General features: G+C 69.9%; 21 protein-coding genes and 2 pseudogenes. 13 read left to right on the top strand and 10 right to left on the bottom strand.

Going from position 1 to position 24,339, the window contains the following annotated elements; all coding sequences use genetic code 11:
• Positions 1 to 347 precede the first annotated feature (347 nt).
• The gene (locus GWK25_RS24860) at positions 348 to 1,079 is read right to left on the bottom strand and encodes an amidohydrolase family protein (RefSeq protein WP_215453098.1); all 732 of its coding nucleotides are present in this window, start codon (positions 1,077 to 1,079) and stop codon (positions 348 to 350) included.
• A gap of 159 nt (positions 1,080 to 1,238) precedes the next feature.
• Between GWK25_RS24860 and GWK25_RS24855 the strand changes: the two genes are divergently transcribed.
• The gene (locus GWK25_RS24855; RefSeq protein WP_215453096.1) at positions 1,239 to 1,904 is read left to right on the top strand and encodes a response regulator transcription factor; all 666 of its coding nucleotides are present in this window, start codon (positions 1,239 to 1,241) and stop codon (positions 1,902 to 1,904) included.
• 46 nt (positions 1,905 to 1,950) lie between these two features.
• On the opposite strand, the gene GWK25_RS24850 is transcribed toward GWK25_RS24855, so the two are convergent.
• The 8 genes from GWK25_RS24850 to GWK25_RS24815 form a co-directional block, all read right to left on the bottom strand.
• Positions 1,951 to 2,832 carry a sensor histidine kinase gene (locus GWK25_RS24850; protein WP_215453094.1) on the bottom strand — a complete coding sequence of 294 codons (882 nt, stop codon included), beginning with the start codon at positions 2,830 to 2,832 and terminating at the stop codon, positions 1,951 to 1,953.
• A gap of 65 nt (positions 2,833 to 2,897) precedes the next feature.
• Positions 2,898 to 3,719: an IS982 family transposase gene (locus GWK25_RS24845; RefSeq protein ID WP_251830163.1), complete on the bottom strand. Its 822-nt coding sequence runs from the start codon at positions 3,717 to 3,719 to the stop codon at positions 2,898 to 2,900.
• Positions 3,610 to 4,581, bottom strand: a complete 972-nt coding sequence (locus GWK25_RS44575) for a histidine kinase (protein ID WP_308404309.1) — start codon at positions 4,579 to 4,581, stop codon at positions 3,610 to 3,612. Before GWK25_RS44575 ends, GWK25_RS24845 begins: the two co-directional genes overlap by 110 nt.
• Before the next feature lie 239 nt (positions 4,582 to 4,820).
• Positions 4,821 to 6,089 (bottom strand): DUF418 domain-containing protein, encoded by a 1,269-nt coding sequence (locus GWK25_RS24835; protein ID WP_215453090.1) that lies wholly within the window; start codon positions 6,087 to 6,089, stop codon positions 4,821 to 4,823.
• A 110-nt stretch (positions 6,090 to 6,199) separates the two neighbouring features.
• Positions 6,200 to 7,261: a maleylacetate reductase gene (locus GWK25_RS24830; RefSeq protein WP_215453088.1), complete on the bottom strand. Its 1,062-nt coding sequence runs from the start codon at positions 7,259 to 7,261 to the stop codon at positions 6,200 to 6,202.
• Positions 7,258 to 8,127 (bottom strand): dioxygenase, encoded by an 870-nt coding sequence (locus tag GWK25_RS24825; RefSeq protein ID WP_215453086.1) that lies wholly within the window; start codon positions 8,125 to 8,127, stop codon positions 7,258 to 7,260. The genes GWK25_RS24830 and GWK25_RS24825 overlap by 4 nt, the downstream gene beginning before the upstream one ends.
• Before the next feature lie 8 nt (positions 8,128 to 8,135).
• Positions 8,136 to 9,233, bottom strand: coding sequence for a S9 family peptidase (locus GWK25_RS24820; RefSeq protein ID WP_215453083.1), 1,098 nt, complete (start codon positions 9,231 to 9,233; stop codon positions 8,136 to 8,138).
• Positions 9,230 to 10,795, bottom strand: coding sequence for a bifunctional 3-(3-hydroxy-phenyl)propionate/3-hydroxycinnamic acid hydroxylase (locus tag GWK25_RS24815; RefSeq protein WP_215453081.1), 1,566 nt, complete (start codon positions 10,793 to 10,795; stop codon positions 9,230 to 9,232). Before GWK25_RS24815 ends, GWK25_RS24820 begins: the two co-directional genes overlap by 4 nt.
• A 181-nt stretch (positions 10,796 to 10,976) precedes the next feature.
• Here GWK25_RS24815 and GWK25_RS24810 point away from each other — a divergent pair, with 181 nt between their 5' ends.
• The 8 genes and pseudogenes from GWK25_RS24810 to GWK25_RS44570 all read left to right on the top strand — a co-directional run bounded on the left by GWK25_RS24810 (position 10,977) and on the right by GWK25_RS44570 (position 16,085).
• Positions 10,977 to 11,624 carry a TetR/AcrR family transcriptional regulator gene (locus GWK25_RS24810; protein WP_215453079.1) on the top strand — a complete coding sequence of 216 codons (648 nt, stop codon included), beginning with the start codon at positions 10,977 to 10,979 and terminating at the stop codon, positions 11,622 to 11,624.
• Positions 11,625 to 11,757: 133 nt separating this feature from the next.
• A pseudogene (locus GWK25_RS44330) lies at positions 11,758 to 12,192 on the top strand (cytochrome P450); the annotation flags it as partial.
• Entirely contained in the window at positions 12,176 to 12,397 is a 222-nt protein-coding gene (locus GWK25_RS43715; protein ID WP_251830815.1) for a hypothetical protein, read from the top strand. The pseudogene GWK25_RS44330 and the gene GWK25_RS43715, both read left to right, overlap by 17 nt.
• A gap of 5 nt (positions 12,398 to 12,402) precedes the next feature.
• Positions 12,403 to 12,597, top strand: a complete 195-nt coding sequence (locus GWK25_RS24800) for a ferredoxin (protein ID WP_215453077.1) — start codon at positions 12,403 to 12,405, stop codon at positions 12,595 to 12,597.
• The gene (locus GWK25_RS24795; RefSeq protein ID WP_215453075.1) at positions 12,594 to 13,724 is read left to right on the top strand and encodes an NAD(P)/FAD-dependent oxidoreductase; all 1,131 of its coding nucleotides are present in this window, start codon (positions 12,594 to 12,596) and stop codon (positions 13,722 to 13,724) included. Before GWK25_RS24800 ends, GWK25_RS24795 begins: the two co-directional genes overlap by 4 nt.
• Positions 13,725 to 13,734: 10 nt before the next feature.
• A complete protein-coding gene (locus tag GWK25_RS24790; RefSeq protein WP_251829023.1) occupies positions 13,735 to 14,925 on the top strand; it encodes a cytochrome P450 in 1,191 nt (396 codons plus the stop codon).
• A gap of 422 nt (positions 14,926 to 15,347) precedes the next feature.
• Positions 15,348 to 15,719, top strand: coding sequence for an acyl-CoA dehydrogenase family protein (locus tag GWK25_RS24785; RefSeq protein ID WP_215453074.1), 372 nt, complete (start codon positions 15,348 to 15,350; stop codon positions 15,717 to 15,719).
• A 138-nt stretch (positions 15,720 to 15,857) separates the two neighbouring features.
• Positions 15,858 to 16,085 (top strand): hypothetical protein, encoded by a 228-nt coding sequence (locus tag GWK25_RS44570; RefSeq protein ID WP_215453073.1) that lies wholly within the window; start codon positions 15,858 to 15,860, stop codon positions 16,083 to 16,085.
• Positions 16,086 to 16,572: 487 nt separating this feature from the next.
• On the opposite strand, the pseudogene GWK25_RS24775 reads toward GWK25_RS44570, so the two are convergent.
• Positions 16,573 to 18,123, bottom strand: a pseudogene (locus GWK25_RS24775) (OB-fold nucleic acid binding domain-containing protein); the annotation flags it as partial.
• Between the two features lie 221 nt (positions 18,124 to 18,344).
• Between GWK25_RS24775 and GWK25_RS24770 the strand changes: the two are divergent.
• Genes GWK25_RS24770 through GWK25_RS24755 form a run of 4 tightly spaced genes read left to right on the top strand, consistent with a single transcriptional unit; the run spans position 18,345 to position 24,195 of the window.
• On the top strand, positions 18,345 to 19,649 hold the full coding sequence (locus GWK25_RS24770; protein ID WP_215453072.1) for an integrase: 1,305 nt from the start codon (positions 18,345 to 18,347) through the stop codon (positions 19,647 to 19,649).
• A complete protein-coding gene (locus GWK25_RS24765; RefSeq protein WP_215453071.1) occupies positions 19,646 to 21,427 on the top strand; it encodes a hypothetical protein in 1,782 nt (593 codons plus the stop codon). The genes GWK25_RS24770 and GWK25_RS24765 overlap by 4 nt, the downstream gene beginning before the upstream one ends.
• Positions 21,428 to 21,451: 24 nt before the next feature.
• Positions 21,452 to 23,641 carry a hypothetical protein gene (locus GWK25_RS24760; protein ID WP_215453069.1) on the top strand — a complete coding sequence of 730 codons (2,190 nt, stop codon included), beginning with the start codon at positions 21,452 to 21,454 and terminating at the stop codon, positions 23,639 to 23,641.
• Positions 23,638 to 24,195: a hypothetical protein gene (locus GWK25_RS24755; RefSeq protein WP_215453067.1), complete on the top strand. Its 558-nt coding sequence runs from the start codon at positions 23,638 to 23,640 to the stop codon at positions 24,193 to 24,195. Before GWK25_RS24760 ends, GWK25_RS24755 begins: the two co-directional genes overlap by 4 nt.
• Positions 24,196 to 24,339: the final 144 nt, after the last annotated feature.

Genomic DNA, 24,339 nt, shown 5'->3' with positions numbered 1-24,339 from the left:
CGGCGTCACCACCAGTAGTCGTCGCGTGCGCGCCATCCATCCGCTTCACAGACACCCTCACGATCCACATGGCCGAACCATCTCGGCAGGTCAGCGAGCAACAACCCCGGTGCACGCCACCGCAGATGAACTCACGAGCAGCGGATCCGGCCCGATGGCCCAAAGTCCTGAATCCGCACGCCCGCTGAGACGTTTCCGCAGGTCAAAGTGCTGCCCGGTGAGGCGGTGGGACTCGAACCCACGGCCGACGGATTATGAGTCCTCTGAGGATCTTGGCGGCCCTTGCCGATCCGTGCGCATCCTTGACGTCCTTGCAGGTCAGCGAGGTCGAGCAGGACTGGGTTTCCTCACTCCTTGTCAGTCTGTTCCTGTCCTTGCGTCCCGAAGCCGTAGCCGAACACCGCGCGGATTCCCGCGTCCCGCAGCCCGGTGATCGAGGCGTCCGCGTGCTCGCGCGTGTTGTTGCAGTGCGAGAAGTCCAGGATCGTGGTGACGCCGGAGTTCAGTGCGTCCAGGGTGCCGAGGTGACTGCCGAGTTGGACGTCCTCGGCGAGATAGGCCGGTGAGACGCCGAGCCGGATGCCGAAAAGATAGTCCGCCAGGGTCCAGCCGGCGTACAGGGCGCGCAGCTGCGTCTGCCAGGCGTGCCGGTGGGTGTCGATCATGCCGGGCGCCACGATGTCTCCCGCGACGTCCCCCGTCTCCGCCTCGTCGACGGAGAGGTCCGGTGCCACCGCGGCGATCACACCGTCCTCGATCAGCACATCGCCCCTGGGCAGGTTTCCCAGGTGCGGATCCATGGTGAGGACGTTGCCGCCGCGCAGCACAACGCGATGCCGAGCCATGATGATGACTCCTTCGTCGTCCGAGCCACAGAGGCAGCGCCTCCCGTCGGTGGGCATCGAGGTGGAGGTCGTGGAACGCATCCCGCGCCGTTCGGAGTCTCGGGTGTGCTGGGCGATGACCGCGGTGATACGGCGCCGGCTGACCGGGGCGACCGCGCCGGCTCGGCGCACCGCATGACCGGCGGGGAGCTGACCCTCGGGCGACGCTGCCGCGACGGGGCGGGAAATTGCCATCAGACCAGCCTGAAATGCCGTACTTTGCCGTTCGGTGCGCGCCGCCACGCCGTCCGTCGATAATGGGGTGCCAACGCCTGCGGCACTCGCGGTGTTCTGACCGGAGTCGGCCGGCGCGTCGGCCGTCGGGGGCGTCGCGGCCGACCTGAGGGGTGGCAAGTGATTCGGGTGCTCGTGGCCGACGACGAGGCATTGATCCGCGCCGGGGTCCGGTTCGTGCTCGATGTCGCCGATGACATCGAGATCGTGGCCGAGGCGGACAACGGTGCCGGCGCCGTCGAACTCGCTCGCAAGCACCTCGTCGACGTGGCACTGCTCGACATTCGCATGCCCGGCGTCGACGGGCTGGCCGCGGCCGCCGAGATGAGAACGGTGGCACCTCGGACAAGCGTGGTCATGCTGACCACCTTCGGCGAGGAGGAGTACGTCACCCGGGCCCTGCGCTGCGGCGCTGCGGGGTTTCTGCTCAAGGACACCCCGCCCGACGACCTGATCAGGGCTGTCCGGGCGGCGGCCGCCGGTGAGCCCGTCCTGTCGCCCCGGGTCACCAAGCAGTTGATCGATCGCCACGTCAACCGCGACGTGAGCCAGGCCGACGAGGCGCGGCGCCGTGTCGCGGCTCTGACCGACCGCGAGCGCGACGTGCTGTGCCTGCTGCGTGAGGGCTGCTCGAACGCTGAGATCGCCAAGGCGCTGCTGATGAGCGAAGGCACCGCCAAGTCTCACGTCAGCCGCATCCTCTCCGTCCTTGGCTGCACCAACCGGGTCCAGGCGGCGATCCTTGCGCACGACGCCGGAGTTCTTCCGCCCAGCAGCCGTTCCTGATCCGCCTCGTCGAGCCCACGCCAAGCATCGGCTTGCCGGGTTCCGCCTACGACCTCCCCAGCTCGTCCTTCTGTGCGAGCCTGCCGTGTTGGAAGCAGAACCGGAACACGTGCCCGAAGCCCTCGGCCAGCGCGTACTCGCACGTGGTGCCGGCCGGCGCCGCCGGTTGCTCTGCCTGGCTCACTGTGCGGGCGGTCATGTTGTCGCCGCCGGTCAGCTCGCGCACTCTGTGCTGGGTGTCGCCGATCTTGATCTGCCGGTAGGTGTGCGGCGCGACGGCGGACTGGAGGTAGTCGTAGACGCTGAAGCCGAGGCCGCCGCAGACCGCAACGGCCGCTCCAGTGAGGGCGAGGAAGGCCTTCTTGGTCTTCCGTCGTGATGCGTCGTGGTGGGGCCCGTCCTCGGCCCCGGTACGGGAGGGGAGCATCTGCCGGTCCGCGGGGGCGGATCGATCGATGGTCGGGCTCATGGTGCCGGGGCTTTTATGGCGCAAGGGGAGGGTGGCGGTGAGGGCGTGGTTGCCGGTGATCGGGTCTGTGCCGGCGGTGAAGTCGCCGCCGGCCAGGCGGGCGCGTTCGCGCAGGCCGGCCAGTCCCAGGCCGCTGCTGGGCGGTGGGACGGCGGGCGGGCGTGCGACGTTGCGGACGCTGATGGTGAGTTGTTCGGTGTCGACGGTGACGGTCAGCCGTGTTGGCGCACCCGGGGCGTGCTTGTGCACGTTGGTGAGGGCTTCGCGCACGATGCGGTTCACCGCTCGGCGGATGCCGATGTCGGCGTCGGTGAGGTCTCCGCCGCGCCAGGACAGGGTGAGGGGCAGGCCCGCGTGCTGGGCTTCGGCGACCAGGTCGGTGACATCCTCGCGCGTGCCGACCACCGATTCGGTGCCGTCCGGTGGTTCGGCGCCGTCGAGGCGCAGGATGCCCAGCACGGCGCGAAGCTCCTCGAGTGCGGTCCGGGAGGTGGTCCGTACTAGACGAGTCTGTCCGAATACGGTCAGTGGTCATAGGCGGTCAGTGAACGGCTGACCGCCTGGCCAGTCCGGAAGTTGTGCCAGATCGCTGCAGCCAGAGCCAGCACGCGCTGGGCAACCCGGACCGCTACGCCCTCGACGGTACGTCCACCGTGTTGCTCCAGGTCAAGCTGGCCTTTGAGGGTGTCGTTGACGGACTCGATGAGCTGGCGGACCTTCTTCAGCATGGGTTCGCCTGGACGCAGGACCTCCTTCTTGCGGGACGGCCGCAGCAGCGTGATGCCCTGTTCGGACAGTGGCCGTTCGAACGGCTTGGACGCGAAGCCCTTGTCACTGATCAGGAGCAGGCCCGGCCGCTCGCGGACCAGGCCGGCGTCGATCTCCAGCATCGCGGCCAACACTTCCCGCTCGCCGAGCTTCGGATCGGCCAGGGCCCACAGGACCGGCATCCCGGCCGGAGTGCACACCAGGTACAGCCGCAGCCCCCAGAAGAAGCGGGAATGCGACGCGCAGTAGCCGTAGTTGGCCCAGCACGCCAACTCCGAGCGTTTGACCGTGGGGCGGGGCATCCCGCACGGCACGGGGGTCGAGTCGGTGATCCCTACGGTGTCGTGCCAGAAGTCCGTGTCCTTCGCCAGCAGCCGGATCAGCCGCTTGATCTGCGGCAGCGCGGCCCGCAGCCGCTTGTTGTATCCGGAGTCCTGCGGGATGAACGGGAACAGGTGACGGTAGTGCTTACGCAGGTGCCGCAGCCACCGGGCCTCGCAGTGGAAGCCGAGCATCGCCTGCATGACCGCCAGGCACATCAACTCCGAGTGACTGAGCCTGGGCGGCCGTCCGGGCAGCCGGGCAGTGCCGGCCCACTCGTCGTCGATCTTCACGTACAGTGCGGTCACGAGGGTGTTCAGGTCTGTCGTCACAAACGGATCTTGAGCACCCTCTCTCCGTTCCCGCAGGCATTTGGACAGACTCGTCTAGGTCGGCCTGCTCGTTGATCTCGGGAGCCACGGTGCGGGTGCGCATCTCCAGGGCCCCGGCGTACAGGACGATCAGGCTGAGCCGGTGCCCGAGCAGATCGTGCATCTCGCCGGCGATGCGCGCCCTTTCCTGCATCCGGGCCTGCGACTCGCCGAGCAGGTTGGCGCGTTCCAGCAGGGCGTTGCGTTCGTGCAGGGCATCCATGGCCAGGGCTCGCTCCCCCTGCCGCATACCGATGGCGCCCGGCAGTACCACCAGCAGCACAGTGATGACGACGATGCGGCCGACATCCTCCAGGTCAACCGTCAGCCCGGCGAGGTCGACGAGGCTGGCCGCGGATTGCACGCCGGTGGCGAGCGCCAAGGCGGCCACGGCGAGGCGGGTTTCCGTGACCTGGCGGCCCACCGCATAGGCGAGCATCACGCTCACCGGCCAGATAGAAGCCAACAGGGTCGTGCTCTGCAAGATCAACGCCACTGCCGCGACGCCGGTCCCGGCCAGCAGTGAGGTGATCGGCCAGGTGAACCGGCAGAGCAGGGCAACAGCGGCGGCCAGCAGGCCGATCGCTGTCGCGGACTGCCCGGGCACGTTGATGACGGCCGTGACGATCGCCGTGGCGGGCAGGAACAACCACCACGCCAACAGCAACCGGCCCTGTCGTGCCAGGTGCTGCCAGGTCGTCACCGCCTCGGCGGTGACGACCTCGGCGAGTTTCGCGTGGCCTGTCACGGCACCTCCACGACGACGGCGGTGGCCGCCGAGCCGGGCGGTCGCCCGACCGGTGAGCGCAGCCGCCTCCGGGCCACGCCGGCCGGGGTCACCAGCCGCAGCAGTGCGGCGGTGATGACCGGTAGCCCGTGATCGGCGCCGACCGTACCCGAGGACGGGGGCCGTGGTCATCGTATCCGGGCCCGGCCAGGGCCGACCTCGTTCGGGCGAAGGGCGAACGGGCCCTGACACGCCGCGTCTCACCGGACGAACTTCGCCAGTTTGGTGGTGCTGTTGAGCAGGTACTCCAGCGGTCCGCGGCGGAAGAAGCGCGACCAGACGGTGGCGAACAGGATGGACCCGGCGATGAACCCGAACAGCGGCACCAGGGTGTTGGTGGCGTCGTCGGGCAGCATGGTGTAGGCGGCGACGTGGGCGACGTAGAGGGTCAGGGACATGGTGCCCACGGCGATGAGCGGGCTCGCCAGCCGACGCAGCCACGCCAGCCGGGCCATGGCCGCGGTCGCGCAGACGAGCACGGTGATCGCCACGCCGAGGCCGCCGATGATCTCGAAGGTCGTACCGCTGTGCGGATCGGATCCCAGCAGCGACCAGACCGTGGGCGAGCTGTTCGCAAGCTTGTTCTGGATGGCGTCGAAAGCCGCCGATCCCGGTTCCAGGGAGTTGAAGGACCTCGAATCCACGCTCGCGAACATCTCTTTCAACTTGGCCCTGTCCGCCTGAATGGGCGGGTACAGCTTTGCTGCCAGCCAGGCGGTGCCGTACCCGAGCGCGATCAGCGCGGGGCCGAGCGCGGCCAGCCGGCGTTGCACTGCGCCGGCGGCCAGGTCGAGCCTGGCCAGCGCCATGCCGGCGATCACGAACGGCATCCAGGTGATCGCGGGGTAGTTACCGTGGAGCAGCAGGCCCAACAGTCCGTCGCCGCCGAGCCGGGCGATCGGGTCGTACGCGTCGATGCTCTTCGCCCCCGACTCCCCCAGCAGCCACTTCAGGCCGAACGCCGCCTGCGGGCCAACGACCGCGAGCACGGCCGCGATGATCGCGAGGGTCCTGGCCCGCAGCCGTATCAGGGGCAGCGCCAGCAGGAAGTACACCCCGTAGAAGGCCAGAATCACCAGGATCCCGGTCTTGAGCATCGTCAGCACGGTGCCCAGTACCAGCAGGACCACAGCCCGGATCACGATCCGGACCCTAGCCTGCCGGCCGGCCAGGCCGGTCTTCGACTCCCGGCGGCCGGCGATCAGCATCAGCGAGAACCCGGCCAGGGTGGCGAACAGGATCGACGACCGGCCCTCGGCCAGCTCCAGCAGCCAGCCGCCGAAGCCACCCACATCCACGGCAAACGGTCCGACGTGTACCGCGAACATGCCGAACACCGCCAGCGCGCGGGCCACGTCCACCCCGACCAACCGCCCCACCGACGACTGCTGTTCGACCACGCCGACGGGCTCAGCCGGTGCCCCGTGCCGCGGGGGTGGCGTTTCGTGCGAGATCTCTGTCTGAGTCATGCGCCCAAGGTCGCCGGTGGGGACGCCCTGACGCGTCTGCCGAGTTTCCGGACCACGCCCGCCGAATGGCAGAGGACGTCGAGCCGATCGGCCATCACCGTTCGATGGGGTCAGTGGGACTGAACGAGGGTTCCTTTCAGTGCCTGGGTGAGGAGCGAGCGGAGGGCTTGCGCGGTGACGGAGCGTGGGTTGGCGTAGGGCTGGGTCTGTGCCTGGGCGGTGATCTCGTCGAGGTCGCGCTCTGTCAGGCCGAGTTTGGCCAGTGAGCGTGGAGCGCCGAGTTCGGCGGATGTGTGCGCGAGGTGCTTCGGTACGTGGTCCGTGGCCAGGGCGCGGCGCAGGGCCTGCTCGGCGGCCGGTGCTGCGGGGAGGTTGAAGGCAGTGACGTAGGGGAGCAGGACCGTGTGGGTGGCGGCGTGGGGCAGGTCGAAGGTGCCGCCGAGGATGTGGCAGAGCTTGTGGTGCAGTGACATGGTGGTGGCTCCCAGGCACGCCCCGCACAGCCACGCCCCGCGTTGCGCGTCGGTGCGGGCCGCCATGTCGCTGGGGTCGGTGGCGATGGCGGGCAGGGCTGCGGCCAGTGAGCGCACCCCTTCCTCGGCCATCAGGGACACGATTGGCGAGGCGTCGGGCGCGTACAGGGCCTCCACCGCATGGGCGATGGCGTTGAATCCGCTGGTCACCGACACGTCCACGGGGAGGCCGAGGGTGAGTTCGGGGTCGTAGAGCACGCTGCGGGGCAGGACGGCCCGGTCGCGGCCGGTGTGCTTGCGGCCCTTCTCGGTGAGTCCCCAGACGGTGGTCATCTCGGAGCCGGCGTAGGTGGTGGGCACGCTGATCACGGGGAGCCCGGAGGTCAGGGCGATCGCCTTGCCCAGGCCGATGGTGGAGCCGCCGCCGATGGCCAGACAGCCGTCCGCGCCGACCTCGTGGGCGGCCGTGCGAGCTGCTTCGGCGACGTGGACCGGCACGTGCATCCTGGCTTCGGTGAAGAGACCCGCGCATGCGTCGCCCAGCAGGGTGGCCGCGAGCTCGGCGAGAGCGCGCTGACCGGGCGTGGACAGCACCAGTAGGCGGCGCAGGCCCAAGCGGTCTGCTTCCTCGGGCAGTTGGCGCAGACTGCCGGGGCCGAAGACCACCCGCATGGGCAGGGCCTCGTAGGTGAAGGTCATGGTGTCGTCTTCGCCTCCGGTGCCAGCACGATGTCGAACCTGGCCTGGGTGAAGGGTGTGGTGACGCCGAAGCGCTCCGCGTCCTGTTGATCGTGGGACTCGGTGAAGTCGGTGATCAGGCCCCGCTTGACGGCGAAGACGGCGTCCGAGTCGACGTAGGGGCTGCCCGCGACGAACGCGTGCGTGGTGACCGGCCGGTGATGTTCGGCGCGCGCGATGAAGTGGATGTGGGCGGGCCGGTAGGGGTGCCTGCCGGCGGCTTCGAGAAGGTGGCCGACGGGGCCGTCGGTGGGGATCGGGTAGTGGGAGGGGACGACGGTGCGGAACCGGTAGCGGCCGTGCTCGTCCGTGCGGAAGAGGCCGCGCCCGTTGCCCGGGGGCTGCACGTCGGGCTGCTGCACGTCGTAGAAACCGTCCTCCGAGCACTGCCACACGTCGAGTTCCGTGTCCGGCAGCGGGGTGCCGTCCGGGGCGAGCACGCGGCCGGAGACCACGCAGGGGCGGCCGATGCCGAGGAGGTCGATGGAGTCGCCGAACTCGCGGCGGGGGGATTCGGTCATGTGGAAGGGTCCGAGGACGGTGCTCTCGGTTCCCTCCTCGGCCCCGTTCATGGTCTCGACGAGCATGGAAACGCCCAGGACGTCGGAGAGCAGGACGAACTCCTGGCGGGTGTCGTCGCACGTGTGGCCGACCGCGGTGAGGAAGCCGATCGCGGCCTCCCACTCCTGCATCGTGGGTTCGATGTCCCGCACGAAGGCGTGGAGGTGGCGGGTCAGGCTCTCCATGGTCTGCCGCAGCCGCTGATCCCTGGTCTCCAGGAAACTTTCCACCACCTCGTCGGTGGCGGTCTCGACGGTGAAGTCCACTGGTGGCCCTAACCTTTCGTGGTGGCTTGGCCGGTGAGGTGGTCCGTGAACCAGTCTCCGGTCAGCGCGTCGCGTTCGGCCGCGTGGTTGTAGAGAGTGTGTTCGCCGTCGGGCCAGACGCGGACGGTCGCGGCGGCGGGGTCGGCGGCGCGCAGGAACGGCTCCTGGTCCTCGTAGCGGGCCAGGCGATCCTGGCCGCCGTGCAGCAGGAGCAGCGGGCAGGAGATGCGCTGCTTGTCCGGGTCGAAGCGCAGGGCGTCCATGACCTCGGTCACCCGGCCCGGGTCGTCGGTGCCCACCACGGCGGCCATCTGCTCGCGGGCGGTCCGGAATTCCGGGACGGCCGGGACCGCCGGGGCGCCGTTGACCACCACCGCGCCGACGCGCGGGTCGGCGGCGGCCAGATGTGCGGCGAACAAGCCGCCGAAGCTGATGCCCTGCACCCCGATCGCGCCGCCGAGGCGTGCATCGGCCTCGACCAGGTCGACGAAGCGGGCGAAGCCCTCGGTGACGCGCTCGTCGACGTACAGTCCGTGGCGCAGCCGCGACTCGCCCTGCCCGGGACCTTCCGCGAGCAGGCAGGCCAGGCCGCGTGCGGTATAGGCGTCGGCGACGGGCAGGTATGCGGCGCCCCAGCCGCTGAGCCCGCCCCAGACGATGACGGTGGCCCGGGGCGCGGCGGTCTCCGGCAGACACAGCCAGCCACCGAGGACGCCGTCGCGGTGAGTGATCTCCACTCGCTCTACGCCGGGGGCGAGAGCGGCGGTCGCGGTGGTGTGCCGGGCGTACAGCTGCCGTTTTTGCGCGGTGTCGCTCTGGTGAGCCATCTGCGCGAACATCAGGGCCGCGGAGGCGTAGCGGTATGCCTGCCGGGCGGTCGTGCGGTGGCCCGCTGCTTCCGACACCCGAGCGCGCTCCAGTTGTACGTCGGCGATGGTCGTGGCGGCATCCTGCCAGGGGATTCCGGCGGTGGTGTCGGCGAGCAGCCGTCGGGCGTCGGCGGGGTCCATGCCGCAGTCGGTGAGCCGGGTGAAGGGCATGGCCCGGTGCTGGGCGGCGACCAGCGGCGGCAGCACGGCCTCCGCTGCAGGATTGTTGGCAGTCATCCGGCTGCCCCTGCCGTTGCGGGTGCCCCGGACAGTGTGGTGTCGAGGTCGTCCACCAGCGCGCGCAGGTCCTTACTGTCGACCGCCGTACCGAACAGCACGAAGTCGGGGCGCGCCAGATACGCGACCGCGCCGAGCAGGTAGAGGTACTCCCGGTGCCGTCCGTCGAGGTCGTCGACGGTGTCGAGGGCGACCACGGCGCAGCGCAGGCGCTCCAGCCGGGCGAGCCGCTGCGGCCCGAGGGCGGCGGTGGGATCCTCCCAAGTGACGAGCGTGAAGCCGTATCCGGTCAGGTCGTCGAGGCGTCCGGTGCGGCCGTCGGCCAGACGGACGCGGCCCTGCGGGGTGAGGGTGCCGACCGGTGTGCCGGCTTCCTTGCGCAGCACTCCGCCGCTCAGCGGCGGGAACGGCGGCGGCGGGGGTACCTTGCCGGCGAAGAAGGCCGCGTCCCGGGCCGCTGCGGCCTCGACGTCGTGGGTATTGGCGACCTTTCCGAGGCCGATCGCCATGTGGGTGAGGGCGGTGACGTGCGGACGGCGCTCGCTCTCGTAGGTGTCCAGCAGCGCCTCGGGCGCCAGGCCACCGAGGACGAGGTGCAGTTTCCAGGCGAGGTTGGTGGCGTCGCGGATGCCGCTGCACGCGCCCTGGCCGAGGTAGGGGGGCATCGTGTGGGCGGCGTCGCCGGCGAGGAAGACCTTGCCGGTGCGCCAGCGGGTGGCGATGCGGGCCTCGAAGCGGTAGACGAGCTGGCGGGTGATCCGCACGTCGTCCGGGCCCAGGTCGTGGTGGTCGCGCAGCAGCCGCCAGGCCGTCTCGGGCGCGGTCATCTCCTCGCGGGTCTCGCCCGGCAGGACGGCGAACTCGAAGCGCTGGCGGGTTGTGCCGATGTTGATGGTCATGTGGCCGCGTGCGGGATCGCAGTACTGGGTGCCGTGGGCGAACTCCGGTGGCTGGTGGCGCAGCCACTCGGTGTCGATGTTGAGCCACTGTTCGTTGAAGCCGAAGTCCTCGCGCTCCACTGCGAGCAGTTCCCGCACGCCGCTGCGGCTGCCGTCGGCGGCGATCACATAGCGGGCCCGGACCTCGTCGCGCGGACCATCCGCACAGCCTGTCTCGGTGTTCCAGCCGCACAGGCGCAGGGTGACGCCGTCGTCGTCCTGGTCGAGGCCGGTGACCGCCCAGCCCTGGCGGACGTCGACCGTGCCGTAACCGCGCAGCCGCTTGTCGATCGCCTGCTCCACGTCCGGCTGGTACATGGCGACGTGGTCCGGATATCCCATCGGGCCGTCGGGGTTCGCCGGGATGCGCACCAGCGTCTCGCCCTTGCCGTTGACCCACAGGTACTCGCACGGGGACGAGTCCCGCAGTGCCTCGTCGACATCGCCCGCCGCCTGGACGGTCCGTGCGGTCTCGTCGTCGATGTGGGTGAGCCGGGGCAGCCCGTACAAGGCTGGCCAGCGTTCGCAGACCACCACCCGGTGGCCGAGCCGGCCGAGCAGGGACGCCGCGGCGAGTCCGGTCGGGCCGTAGCCGACGACGGCTACGTCATAGTGCGGAGCCATCAGACACCTCCAAAGACAGCCCCGCGCCGTTGCGAGGGGTCGTGGTGGGAAGGGAGAGGGGCGCGGCTCGACCGTGTGGTGCACGCCGCCGCTAGTGTGAATTTAGATTCACACTAGGAGTGAAGCGAGATTCACACGACGGCAACATGGACGTCAAGAGCCCGGTCGATAAACTGCGCAGATGACCAAGTCCCCCACCCCTAGGCCTGCTGCCCTCCGGGAAAGCAGTCGCCGTTCGCAGCAGGACCTCATGCAGGCCGGGTACGCGCTGCTCGAAGAGGGCGGAGAGGACGCGCTGACCGTGGCCGCGGTCGCCGAGCGGGCCGGCATGGCGGTCGGCAGCATCTACCGCCGGTTCGGCGACAAGGAAGGACTCCTGCTGGCCATCCAGCACGCCTTCACCGAGAACCTCCAGGCCGAGATCGGCCAGCGCATGTCCCCGGAGCGGTTGCGCCTCCTGCGCGATCCGGCGGTGGCGATCGCCGAGGCGGTCGGCGCGATCGCGGACGTCTTCCAGGCCCATGAGTCCCTGCTGCGCGTCTTCCTGCTGCTCGGCACCCGTCATGAAGCGGTACGGGCCGAGGGCACGCGCGTCAGCGTCGAGGGCAACCACAACTTCGCTGAGGCTCTGCGTCACATCCCCGTCGCACACCCGGATCCCGAGGCCGCGCTGGACTTCGCCTTCCGCCTGGTCTACGCGACGATCGCGCACCGCATCACGCAGGGCGAGTTTCTGGAGTCCGACCGCCCGCTGCCCTGGGGCGACTTGCGCAGTCACCTCCAGACCGCGGTCATCTCCTACCTCCTCGGCACGCCGGGCGGCCGCTGACCTCCCGGCTCGCCGTTGCGCACACATGTGCGCACAGGTCTTGACGCGGCACGAGCGGTTGTGAGCTCATGCTCACCACGTGTGTGAGTGCTGACTCACACATAGGTTGCTTCTCTTCGCTTCCCACGCCCTCGTGCCGACAGCGCAGGTCCTCTCCCACCTCCGGAGCTCCGTCGTGGCCCGAGCAACTCGAAGGAGAGTTGTCGATGCATGCGACCTTGCCTCTGCCCACCTCCGACGTCGGCCTGTTCGCCGACGACGTGCTGCACGACCCGTACCCCGCGCTCCGCCAGCTCCGGGAAGCCGGCCCCGCGGTACGGCTGACCGTCTACGACGCCTGGGTCCTCCCCCGCTACGACCACGTCCGCGCGGCTCTGGCCGACCACGCGAGGAGTCACTGCGGCTGGAGTCCCCCGCACAGGGCTTCTTCCGGCGCACCACCCAGCTGGTGGACATCGAGGGCATCACCATCCCGGCCGACAGCAGGGTCCTGCTGTCGTTCGCCTCGGCCAACCGGGACGAGCGCAAGTGGGAATGCCCGGAGGAGTTCCTTGTCCGCCGCAACCCGGTCGACCACGTCGCCCTCGGCTACGGCGTGCACGGCTGCGCCGGCCAGGGCCTGGCCCGCCCGGCTGGAGGCGCACGCGGTGCTCGGCGCGCTGGTATGGCGGGTGTCGTCGATCGAGCTCGCGGGCGAGCCGGTCCGCAAGCTCAACAACGTCATCTGGGGCATGGCTTCGCTGCCCGTCACGGTACGCACAGAAAGGCAGTAAGTGAGATGTCCAGGATCGTGGTGGACTTCGACCGTTGCGAGGGCCACGGACTGTGTGAGCAGACCGCGCCCGAGGTCTTCCGGCTCGACGACGAGGGCGAGCTGCAGCTGACTCACGAGGAGGTGGCCCCGGAGGACGAAAGGGCCGTCGCCGCCGCGGTGCGGGTGTGCCCCGTCGCGGCGCTGAGGGTCCGGCCGTGAAGCGGATCGTTGTCGTCGGCGGGTCCATCGCCGCGCTGACGGCGGCGGAGAGCCTGCGGGCCGAGGGCTTCGACGGACAGGTGACCGTCCTGTCCGAAGAACCCCACCAGCCCTACTCCCGCGTCCCGCTGTCCAAGGGCGTCCTTGCCGGCCGCGAACCCGCGGAATCCGCCCTGCTTCCCGCGCCGGGCGAGGACATCGAGTTCCGTACCGGGGCGCGGGCCGTACGGCTGGACGCCCGCAACCGTGCGGTGACGCTGGACGACGGCACCGAGGTGTCGTACGACGGGCTGGTCGTCGCCACCGGGGCCCGGGCCCGCCGCCTGACCGGCGATGCCGACCTGGTGGTGCGCACTCTGGACGACGCCGAGGCCCTCGCCTCCCGGCTGGCCACCGCCCGCAGCGCGATCGTGCTGGGTGGCGGCTTCCTCGGCATGGAGGTCGCCTCGACCTGCCGCGCACTCGGCTTGGAGGTCACCGTGGTCGACCTCGTCCCGCCCCTGCTGAGGCTGCTCGGGCCGTGGCTGGCCGATCTCGCCGCCGAGGCGGCACGGGACCGCGGCATACGTATCCGCGTCGCGCCGGACGGCGTCACCATGATGGGCGAACACCGCGTCCGCTGCGGCGAGTCGGTCCTGGAGGCCGACGTGATCGTGTGCGCGGTGGGCGACGTACCGAACACCGAATGGCTGAAGGACTCCGGCCTTCCCCTGGACGCCGACGGCGGCCTGATCGCCGACGCGTGCTGCCGCGTCGCCCCCGGGGTCGTCGCCGCCGGGGACGTCGTGTCGCGGCAGGGACGCCGAACTCCTCACTGGACCAACGCTGTCGAGCAGGGCCGGGCAGCCGCGGCCGGCCTGTTGCAGGGTGCGTCTGCGCGGCCGTACCGACCGGACCCGTACTTCTGGACCGAGCAGTGCGGGCTCGACATCAAGATCAGCGGCGAATTGCCGCTCACCGGGACCCCCGACATCCTCGCCGGGTCAGTGAACGACCGCAGTGCGCTCCTGAGATGGCATCCCGACGGGGGCTCGGCCACAGCCGTCGCCGTCAATCACCGCCTCCCCGTCATCAAACTCAAGCGGCTCGGCGCCGGAGCACCCGCCCCTGCCCCAGCCCGTACCTAAGGACGACACCATGGCTCATCCGCACAACGCCCCCTACGATCCGATCGATCCAGCCCACCACGCCGATCCCGCGGCCCGGCTCGCCGAAGCCCGTGACCGCTGCCCGGTGTCCCAACCTCGCCCCGGCGTGCACTTCCTCGCCCGCCACGAGCACGTACGGGACGTGCTCACCGACCACGAGGCCTACTCGTCGGTCGACAACTTCTCCCTCGAAGGCGGCACCAGGACGGCCGACCTCCCCGCCATCCCAATCACCATGGCGGACCCGCCCTACCACACGGCACTGCGCGGGCGCCTCAGACGCTGGTTCGCTCCGGCCAAGCTCCGCGCGCAGGAACCGCGCGTCCGCGAGATCGTGGCCGGCGTCCTGGATACCTGGCAGCCCGGCCAGAAGGCCGAGATCTACACCGACCTGGCCCGTCAGATCCCGACCCGGGTGGTGTACGCCTTCCTCGGTCTGCCGGAGCAGGACTGGGAGCGTCTGCACCAGTGGGCCGATGCCATCGACGACATCCTCCCCGAACTCCGCACCGACATGCCGGAGTTCGGGGCCCTCACCGGCTACCTCGGAGAGCAGCTCGCCGCCCGCGCCGCCGCCCCGTCCACCGGGGCGGACGTCCTGGACGGTCTCGCGCACCCCGCCGACGGCGAGCCACCGCTCACCCCCATCGAGGCCGTCATCCACTCCTTCCAGCTGATCCTGGCCGGCACGGACACCACCGCGAGCCTGATCACCAACCTGCTCCACGAACTGCTCGTCGACCGCACCCGCTGGGAACGCCTCCTCGCCGACCGGTCGCTCGTCCCCGCCGCGATCGAGGAGTCACTGCGCCACGACGCGCCGCTGCAGTACGTGCTGCGTACGGTGACGGAGGAACGGGAGATCTCCGGCTGTCCCGTCAAGCCCGGCGATCGCCTCGCCGTCAGCCTCCAGTCCGCCAACTGGGACGAACGGGCCTGGGGCGCCGACGCCGCGGACTACTCGCTCGACCGGCCCGCGGGGCAGGCCACCACCATGACCTTCGGCTACGGCATCCACACCTGCCTCGGCGCGCCACTGGCCCGACTGCAGGCCCGCGTCGTCCTGGAGCAGTTGCTGGACCGCTTCCCCGACCTGCGTCTCGCTCCCGGCTACCACCGCGAGCCGCCTGAGGGCCTCGTCATGATCCGACGCCCGGCCCGACTCGACGTAGTGCTCTGACGTTCGGCAGCCGGGTGCCCCTCTCGGACGCCGGCCACCACGAAGGCGGGCATCGCCGCTACGGTCCGCCCTCGGACCGTGGAGGCCGAGCCGGCTGCTGGAGGGCGTGCCCGCCTTCGGAACCCAAGGAATCGCCCAGACCCCACGCTCCTCAACCAGGTCGCTCGGACAACCGGTCGGAAGACTGCAATCACTACCACCCCTCGCGTGAAGCCCCGGCCCTCTGCTGAGGCCATCTTTGGGACAGATGACCCCTTCCGGAATATCGACCACATGGAATCCGAACGTCCACGTGAGTTGACTCCCAGTCATCTCTGATTCAAGGGCCCCGGATGTCCGGCTCGGAAGAGCGGCAGCCTCCTTGACGGCCGAGTCACCCCCGGCGCGACGGCAGGTCTTGCCACCCCCATCGCCCCAGCCGAATGGAGTTTCAGCATGTCCGAATCCGTGTCCGCATCAGTCGGCACCGCCCCCGTGCCTACCTGGACCAGTGTGTACTCGCCCTCAACACGGGCACGCTGACCGCCATCGACGCCGCCAAGGCGAAGTGGTGGGCCACCGAACTGCAGAACCGCGTCATCAACCGCTGCCTCCAACTGCACGGCGGCTACGGCTACATGCGCGAGTACCCGATCGCCCGGGCCTACGCCGACCACCGTACAGACCCCATCCTCCGCCGACGGCGTGAAGAACTCCCGCAACTCCCGTTCCGAGATCAGCCTCTTGAACCTCGGATACGCCGTCCGCTCCAGCGACGCCACATCACCCGTCCCCACGCCCGCCCGACCGACTGACAGCGGCCACCATAAACAGCGAGGATCCCGGTAGCGGGGCCAGGGTCGGCTCACGGAGCGTACGCACACTCACCGTATTCGAGCGTCACGCTCTGCTACGAAGCGGCGGCTATCACGCGTATCTCCTCCGCCCACCAGATGCGCGACCTGCCGCCGCCGCAACCGCAGATCCTGGAAGTCGCCGGTCGGAACAGTCACGATCTCGCGCAGCACATAACCGACCATCTCCGGGTCATAGACCAGCGCTGCGGGGCCACCGCGAACGAAGGTTCATCGACCAGCGTGCTCTTCCCGCTGCCGAACGCACCGTTCACCCAGACGATCACACGCATCTCCCCATCACCGACGTCTCCCCATCTGGCATGACCGACCCCAGCACTGCACACCGAACCGCGAGGGTGGGGTCGAATCACACTTACAGATCATGCCCGAATGATCGCTAAGTGGGGCCGAAACCCACTGGCGGCAGGGAGCCAGCTCACGCTGTCCAGGCCAGTTGGAAGCCCGGAACCCGCGGGCTACTCTGCCTCCAGGAGCTCAGCCACCCTCGGGTTCCCTGGATTTCCCCTCCAGGAATCCGCGAACCCGTTGGCTTGGGTTGGGGGCGACCGTGGCCGCGCTGCGGACCCCGAAATAGGCCAGGGCGCGCAGCTGGATGAGTTCGGTGATGCCGCGGGCGTCGCGCCCCAGAACTTGAGGGCACCGGTGAGGTCCAGTACGGCGCTGTCTGGTTCCAGCATCTGCACGCGCGGGGTGAAGTCCTCCAGGAGGCGGCGCAGCCGCTGGAGGACTTCGGGGTCGTGGCCGGGCTCAAGCTCGAAGTGGACGTGGAGGATGTGCTGTTCGCCCATGGTCACCCTGCGCTTCCCTGGCTTCGGTGTCCGAGACGACGCAGATCGGCGGATCGGCTGCCGGCGGGCTGGAGGTCGGCGTACGGGTGGAGGCGGGCCCCGGCGGTGCCGTCGGTGAGGGTCCGTGCCGGTGCGGCGGGTTGGGCCGGCGTGGGGGCGGGCGTGGTGCGCCCGAGGAGATCGAGGGCGGCCTGGGGGCCGTGGTCGCGGCGGGCGGCGGCGACCTCTTCGAGGTCCCACACCCTCTCGCCGACGACGGTGCGGCGTGGTCCGCGTGCTTCGACGGTGCCGCGGACCAGGAGCATCCCGGAATGGAACACGGTGTGGGCGACCTGCTCGTGGCTGTCTTCGAAGAAGGCGATGTCGACGAGTCCGGAGCCGTCTTCGAGGGTGACGAAGATGACGCGCTTGCCGGACGGGATCGGCGGGGTCTGGGTGGAGGCGCGTACGCCGGCCACGAGTACCTTCTGGCCGGGGGTCATCGTGCGGAGGTGAGCGGCGTCGGTGGCGCCGAGCTCGCGCAGCAGGCGGTGGTGGTGCTCCATCAGGTGGTGGCTGACGTCGATGGACAGGGCGTCCAGTTCGGCGTTGAGCTTGTCGCGTCGGGTCATCTCGGGCAGGCCGCTGGGTTCGGCGGTGACGAGTTCGCCGCCGAGCGGGAGCTGTCCGTCGGTGGCGGCGCGGGCGTACTGCCGGTGCAGTTCGGTGGCCTGCAGCAGCAGGTGCCGGCGGGTCAGGTCGGCGGCGAGGGCGTCCAGGGCACCGATGCGGATCAGACGCTGCGCGATCGGCAGAGAGGGTCGGGCGCGTTGCCACAGGTCCTGCAGGCTGTTGTAGGGCTGGCCTGCGGCGAGGCGGGCGACCTCGTGCTCGCTGATGCCCTTGACCGTGGAGAAGGCGAGTCGTACGCCGAAGCCCTGCTCGGTTGGTTCGACGCTGTGCTGCGGGCGGGAGTGGTTGACGTCGACGGGCAGGACGGGCACGTCGTGGCGGCGGGCGTCGGCGACGATGACGCGGCGCGGCCACATGCCCGGATCGTGCTCCAGCAGGCCGGCGTACAGGGCGGCGGGGTGATGGGCTTTGAGGAAGGCGGACTGGAGGGCGGGAACGGCAAAGGCGACGGCGTGCGCGCGGCAGAAGCCGTACGCGCCGAACGAAGCGACGGTCTCCCACACCTCGTCCAGCACGGTCTTGCTGTATCCGCGCTGACCGGCCGTACGGCGGAACCACGCCTCCACCCGGGGCAGCCGGTCCGGGTCGGCGAGGGCGCGGCGGGCGATGTCGCCGGCGGCGCGGTCGCAGCCGGTCATTCGGGCGAGGATCGCGATGATCTGCTCGTGCCAGATCACCACGCCGTAGGTGTCGTTGAGGATCGGCTCCAGGTCCGGGTGCGCGTACTGCGGTGCGGCTCCGTGGCGTGCCGCGATGAAAATCGCAGGCATGCCACCCTGTACGGGGCCGGGCCTGAACAGCGAGATGTCGGCGATCACGTCCTGCATGTGCCGCGGCTGGAGGCGGCCCACCAGGTCCTGCTGGCCAGGGGATTCGAGCTTCTGTGTACGGTCCCCGTGTTGTGGCAGGTTGTGTTGCGCACGGAGTGAGCTGAGTTGTGGATGAGTGGCGTCTGTTCTGGACCGGAGTCGGCGGTTCCCCGGATGGCGGTCGAGACGATGCGCTGGGCACGTGGGACGACTTGGCCGAACGGGAGCGATCGCTCGGGATCCGGCCCGGACAGCCGATCCTTCTCGCACCGGACGGCCGCGTCGATCCCCGGTTGAGCGCGATCTTCCGGCATCGGGACTTCGCCCGGAAGGCTGAGGGCACCAAGGAGACGTACGCACCGGACTATCGGCTGTTCTTCACCTACTTGTGGCGCCGCGGACTTCGTTGGGACGAGGCGACGGCGGACTTACTAGAGGACTGGGAGGACTGGCGGCTGCGCGGCGAGGGGAACCCGTCTCCCATCGGCGGGGCGAGGTGGGCACGGGAGCTGGCCGCGCTCGGCTTGTTCTACAAGATCGCCGTCGGGCTGGGCTTCATGCAGGCGTCCCCCGTGCTCACGCACACGGTGACCACACCGGACGGCGGCACGGTCGAGGTCGCGGAGCTCGCGCCGACGGACGTCCGCAGCTCGCACGTGAAGTGGCTCTCCCCACGCGGCTACCGGATGTGGCGGGACATGGGCCTTGGCGGGATGCTGCCGAGCGGGCTGGAGAACGAGAGCTGGCCGGGACGAAACGACGGACGGGATGTGGCGTTCGCCGACTTCACCTACTCCAGTGGCCTGCGGCGGCGGGAGGTCGGGACGCTACTGGTATGGGAGTTGCCGCCGCTGGAGAGCGGGATGGGCCGCCGGTACTACTCGGGGTGGGTGGGCAAGGCGGTGGCCAAGCGTGCCGGGCGCTTCTACTACGTCAGCCACGCCAGCCTGCAGCAGACGGAGCTGTACCGGCTGGGCACACGGGACGCAGTGGTGCGCCGGGCCAGACGCCGAAGACGCTATGACCGGGTCGCGGACCGGCTGCTGCTGCGGGAGATCACCCGCGATCGCAGGGCGAGGTGGACGGCTCCGGACGGCCGGACGTTCGAGGCGCACGTTGACGAGCTGACGGCCCGGCAGCGCATGCGAATGTTCGTCGAGGGCGACGAGGGCCTGGAGCCGGCGATGCTGTGGCTGACCGAGACCGGGATGCCGATGGCGTACAAGAGCTGGACGAAGGTCTTCGAGCGGGCCAGTGAGCGCTGCGGGCGCGCCGGGCTGAAGGTGTACGCGACGCCGAAGATGCTGCGGCACAGCATGGCCCTACGGGTCCTGGTCTCGCTGCACCACGCGCTGGACCGGCGGCTCGGGCTGACGCTGGCGCAGCGCCGGGATTACGAGGACGCCTACGGCACGGTGTGGACGATGGTCAAGGATCTGCTGGGACACCGGTCGGAGGTGACCACGCGGGAGATCTACCTCGAGCCGGTGCGCGGGCTGGAGATCGAGAGCCTGCTCAACGACGAGGACAACCCCTCCAACAGCGAGCTGTTCGCCGACTTGGCGCGCCGCACCGGTCTGGTCTTGGATGTCGCGTGAGCCCGACGGGGAGACGGGCGCCGCTGCCGCCCTCCGACTACCGGCGGCGCGAGCTCGTGGACGAATCCGGGCTGGTGGTGCGGCCAGTGGGGCAGGGCGGCGAGGACCTGGGCACGTACGACTACTCCATGCTGCCGGGGTCGCAGACGCTACGGCGCGAGGTGGCGGCCGCGTTCGCCCGGCGGGCGAAGGCGCACTGGGACAGCGCGCAGAGCTGCACCAGCTACGACCGCAGCGTGCGGCATTTTCTGCGGTCCATGGCCGCCGTCGAGCCACCAGTGGGCTCGCTGTCCGAGCTCACGCCCGAGGTGTGGAAGGCCTGGGCGGAAGCGCCGGGCGGGTACATCCGGGCGAAGCACATGGGCGTACTCCTGCGGCAGGCGCCAGGGGTGCCGCAGGCGGTGGTGGCCCAGATGTCCAAGCGCCGCCGCCAAGTAGTGGCCCGGCCGAAGAAGAGTCTGTCGAGCGCCGAGATGAGGCGGGTGCGCAGCGCGGCCGCGCACACGGTGCGCCGTGCAGAGCGGCGGATCAGCGGCAATCTCGCGCTGCTAGAGCGTTGGCGGGCCGGGAACCTCGACGGGCATCCGGATGCCCGGTGGGGCGAGCTGCTCGATCACCTTTCCCGAACCGGGGACCTGCCGCGGGTCCCGAGCGGGTTCGTCCGCAACTGGGTACAGGCGGAATGCCGCCGCCGACTGGGTGCCTGGAGTCTGCAGCCGGCCGTCACCCAGCTGTTCCCGTCGGTGAGCGAGAAGGCAGCGGCCGCCGTCCTGCTGATCTGCCACGAGGGCTGGAATCTGTCGGTCCTGGAGAAGCTGACGGTGCCGAGCCAGTGGCCGAACGCCGACGGCGACGAGGTACACCCGGCCATCCACCGGGTGGACACCGACAAACCGAGGCGTACGCGGCGGCGTCACTCCAGCAGCAACCTGGTCGACGTGGGCGAGGACTCCCCGGGTGAGGCCATGCGGCAGATCATCTCCATGACCGAGCAGGCCCGCCAGACCCTGGCCCTGCTCGGCCGGCCCAGCGACCTGCTGTTGTGGTCCCGCGGTGCGCGGCACCCGATGTTCAGCAACGCCACGGTGGGGCTGCGTGACGCCATCGACGCCTGGGCGCGCGAGGCGCTCCCCGATCTGTCCACGGGACTGAATGGCCGGTTGCTGCGGCACACCGCCCAGGTCCTGCACGGCCGGCCGCGCCACAACACCAGGGCAGTCCAGGACCAGCACTACCTGCGCCGGGACGAGCAGGTCATCGCCGATTCCCGGGATGTGGTGGCCGCCGGGCTCGAGGACGCGGTGCGGTACGCCCGCGCCACGGTGCAGATGCGCGTGATCACCGCGCAAGGAACGGATGGGCACGACGACGCGGGGCTCATCGCCGAGCGGGCCGGTCTCCCGCTGGACGTGGCTCGCCAGGTGGCCTCCGGAGACCTGGATACGGTGGTGGGGGCATGCGAGGACGTCGAGCGCAGCCCGCTCAGCGGCGGGAGCCTGTGCCGGGTGTCCTTCCTGCTGTGCTTCGCGTGCCCCAACGCTGTGGCGACCGCGCGTCACCTGCCGCGGATCGTCTACCTGTTCCAGGCCCTTGAGTCCCTGCGGTCCGTGGCGCCGACCACCGTGTGGAAGGCGGACTGGGAAGCCCACCACCGGCGCGTGAGCGACCTGCTCGACCAGCACACCGATCCGCGGCAGCACCCGGCGCTGCTGGCGCGGCTCACCGGGGCCGAGCGGAATCTCGTCGACCGTCTGCTGGAAAGGAGACTCGATCCGTGATTCACCCTCGACGCCATTGTCGGCGTGGACGTTCCGCTCGTCGCCCCGGGCCCCGATGTGCCGGTGGTGCCGGCGCAGCGGCGGCCCGGCGTGCGGGAGGACGAGGTCTCCCACTTCGGCGACCTGCGGTGGGAGCTGGCCCACCTGCAGCACACGGACACTGCCAGCACCAAGGCGTTCTTGTGGTCCAACTTCCCCGCCTCGCTGCGGGATTCGTTCATGCGCATCGCCTGGACGCTGATCAACATCCCTACCCCCGATGTGCTGCATGCCCGGCTCGGCGCCAGGTCGCGGGCGGTGGTCTCGGCCAGCACGCTGATGACCACGTTGACCGGGTTCCGAAAGTTCGCCCGCTGGCTCGATGCCAGGGGCGTCACGCGGCTCACCGACGTCGACCAGGAAATGCTGGCGCACTACGCCGCGCACCTGGGGGAGAAGGGCTCCACCGGAGTGCACGGAGAGCGCCAACTGTTCGCCCTGACCCGCGTGTGGGCGTACGCGCCTCACCTGCTGCCCGAGGACCGGCTGGTGATGCCGCCATGGGAGGACCCGGGCGCGGCCATCATCGACTTCCTCGGTGACGACTTCAGCCGGGACAGAGGCGAGAACAAGGAGGTCGTCATCCACCCGGCCACCATGTCCCCGCTCCTGGTCTGGGCGCTGCGCTGCGTCCTTGACTTCGCGCCGGACATCATCGACGCCCACTGGGCCTGGCGCCGGCTCAAGTTGAACATCCGTCCCAGCAACGCCGCGTCCGCGGACGGGCTGAGGCTCGTCCGCGCCCACCTGCAGCACCTGAAGGCGAGCGGCGGGACGCTGCCGGCGTACATCGGCCATACTGGCCAGCGCCTGGGGAACCACTGGCGGGCCGGCGCGGCGGGCGAGCGGCCGCTGATCAATATCTCCTACCTCGCGGGGCAGTTGGGCGTGACCCGCCACCAGGTCGAGACGGGCCTGCTCGAGCCGGGCCCTGACCTCTGCGGCCTGCCCGTCGCCGATGGGGCGGCGCTCCCGGTCGACGTGACCGGCCGGATCGATGGCAAGGTCTGGGCGAGCGCCATCGACTTCACCGAGGCCCAGTCGCTCGCGGGCCATCTGATGACGGCCGCAATGCTGACTATCGGCTACCTCTCGGGGATGCGTCCCGAGGAAGTCCTCCATCTCGAACGCGGCTGCTCCAGCCAGGAGGAACGCGAGGACGGACCTGTCCGGTACCGCATCACCGGTCGGCACTTCAAGGGTGTCACCGATGAAGAAGGCAATAGCCTGCCCCAAGGCGAGATCCGCCCCGAGCCCTGGACTGTCATCGAACTCGTCGACCGCGCTGTGCGAGTCCTGGAGCAACTCCACGACCAACGCCTGCTGTTTCCTCGGTCGATGACTGTCCGAACCCTCGAGCCCGCCCCGGTCGAGATTCGCGCCGAGGGGCTGAACCCGCACCGGTTCATCGCGCGCATCAAGTCGTTCATCTCCTGGGCGAACGCGACCGCCACCCGGCTCGCCCGCCCGCACGAGCTGATCCCGGCCGATCCCCACGGACCGATCACGCTGCGCCGCCTGCGCCGCACCGTGGCCTGGTTCATCTACCGCCGTCCCGGCGGCCGCATCGCCCTCGGCCTGCAGTACGGACATGTCGGAAGTTCCCTGGCCGAGTCGTACGGCGGGCGCACCAAGGCCGACATGCTGGAGATCCTCGACTTCGAGAAGACCCTGGCCCTGGCCGACGCGCTGGCGGAGGCCAGCGACCGGCTATCCGCCGGAGAAGCGGTCAGCGGGCCAGCCGCCGGCCGCTACATCGCCGCCGCGGACGAGTTCACCGACCGCTACGCGGGCGGGTTCGCCACGAAGGGCCAGATGAAGGCGCTGCGCAACAACCCCCGGTTGCAGATCTTCGAGGACCCGCAAGCTCTGCTGACCTGCAACCTCGACCCTTACAAGGCGCTGTGCGATCCCGACCTGGCCAAGGACACGAAGCCGTCCCTGCGCACCCCGAACTGGAACCGCTGCAACCCCGCCTGCGCGAACATCTCCCGCACCGACACCCACATGCAGCGGGCCCGCGAGCAGCTTGCCCAGATCGACGCCGACTGCGCCGACCCACACCTGCCCCACCCGATACGGCGCCGACTCGAGCTCTGCCGCGCGAGCACAGAGAAGATCATTCAGCAGCATGAGACCGCAGTCGAGCGGACGGCTGGCAAGGACAGCACATGACGACCGCCCAGGACGACTCTCCGACCCTCGGCGAGCCGGTCGACAGCACAGAAGCACCCGCGGCGCCGGCCGCCGCAGGTATCGCCGAGACGGTGGGCCGGGTGCTCGCGATGGCCGCCGCGGCGGCGAGCCCGTCGCGCCCCGGTGATGCCACCGAGATCGAGGCGATCACCGACGCGATGATCCGACTGCTGGTCGGCACTCCTCTGCGCTCGGACGGCCAGCTGACGATCAAGTCCCTCGCCCAGGAGGCGGGCCTCAAACGCAACAAGCTCACCCACAAGCACACCAGGCTGAAGGACCTGTTCTACGCCCTGGTGCGCATGCAGGACACCCGGCCGAAGGTCGTCGACGACCTGAAGCGGACCAATGACGAGCTGCAGCAGAAACTCGCACGCCTACGGGCCGAGCGCGACCGGCTGCGTACGGACGTTCAGCAGCTGGTGCGGGTCGTACACGTCCTGGAGGTAGAAAACCAGCAGCTGCGCGAGACAGCCGGCAGCGCCGGCGTCGTTCGAATGCTTCCCACCCAGCACCGCCCCTCGGCACGCTAACCGGTGCGGCTTCGTGCCGCCGCCTCGTGTTGTGGCATGTCAACCTGAGAAGGATGTCTCGCCGGGAATTGCAGTGTCCACGGCAGTACTTCGGGCGGGCAGGCCGTGGCGTGGAAAGAAGGCGGGGAAGTCCGAGTCGAGACG

The organism is Streptomyces sp. ATCC 21386, assembly GCF_018728545.1.
Taxonomy (GTDB): Bacteria; Actinomycetota; Actinomycetes; order Streptomycetales; family Streptomycetaceae; genus Streptomyces.
This window is presented reverse-complemented; position numbering and strand designations above follow the sequence as displayed.

Bases quoted from the DNA above. Each gene is read 5' to 3' on its own strand.
- GWK25_RS24860 (WP_215453098.1), bottom strand. From the start codon at position 1,079: ATGGCAATTTCCCGCCCCGTCGCGGCAGCGTCGCCCGAGGGTCAGCTC.
- GWK25_RS24835 (WP_215453090.1), bottom strand. From the start codon at position 6,089: ATGACTCAGACAGAGATCTCGCACGAAACGCCACCCCCGCGGCACGGG.
- GWK25_RS24830 (WP_215453088.1), bottom strand. From the start codon at position 7,261: ATGACCTTCACCTACGAGGCCCTGCCCATGCGGGTGGTCTTCGGCCCC.
- GWK25_RS24820 (WP_215453083.1), bottom strand. From the start codon at position 9,233: ATGACTGCCAACAATCCTGCAGCGGAGGCCGTGCTGCCGCCGCTGGTC.
- GWK25_RS24815 (WP_215453081.1), bottom strand. From the start codon at position 10,795: ATGGCTCCGCACTATGACGTAGCCGTCGTCGGCTACGGCCCGACCGGA.
- GWK25_RS24810 (WP_215453079.1), top strand. From the start codon at position 10,977: ATGACCAAGTCCCCCACCCCTAGGCCTGCTGCCCTCCGGGAAAGCAGT.
- GWK25_RS24800 (WP_215453077.1), top strand. From the start codon at position 12,403: ATGTCCAGGATCGTGGTGGACTTCGACCGTTGCGAGGGCCACGGACTG.
- GWK25_RS24790 (WP_251829023.1), top strand. From the start codon at position 13,735: ATGGCTCATCCGCACAACGCCCCCTACGATCCGATCGATCCAGCCCAC.
- GWK25_RS24785 (WP_215453074.1), top strand. From the start codon at position 15,348: ATGGAGTTTCAGCATGTCCGAATCCGTGTCCGCATCAGTCGGCACCGC.
- GWK25_RS44570 (WP_215453073.1), top strand. From the start codon at position 15,858: ATGCGCGACCTGCCGCCGCCGCAACCGCAGATCCTGGAAGTCGCCGGT.
- GWK25_RS24755 (WP_215453067.1), top strand. From the start codon at position 23,638: ATGACGACCGCCCAGGACGACTCTCCGACCCTCGGCGAGCCGGTCGAC.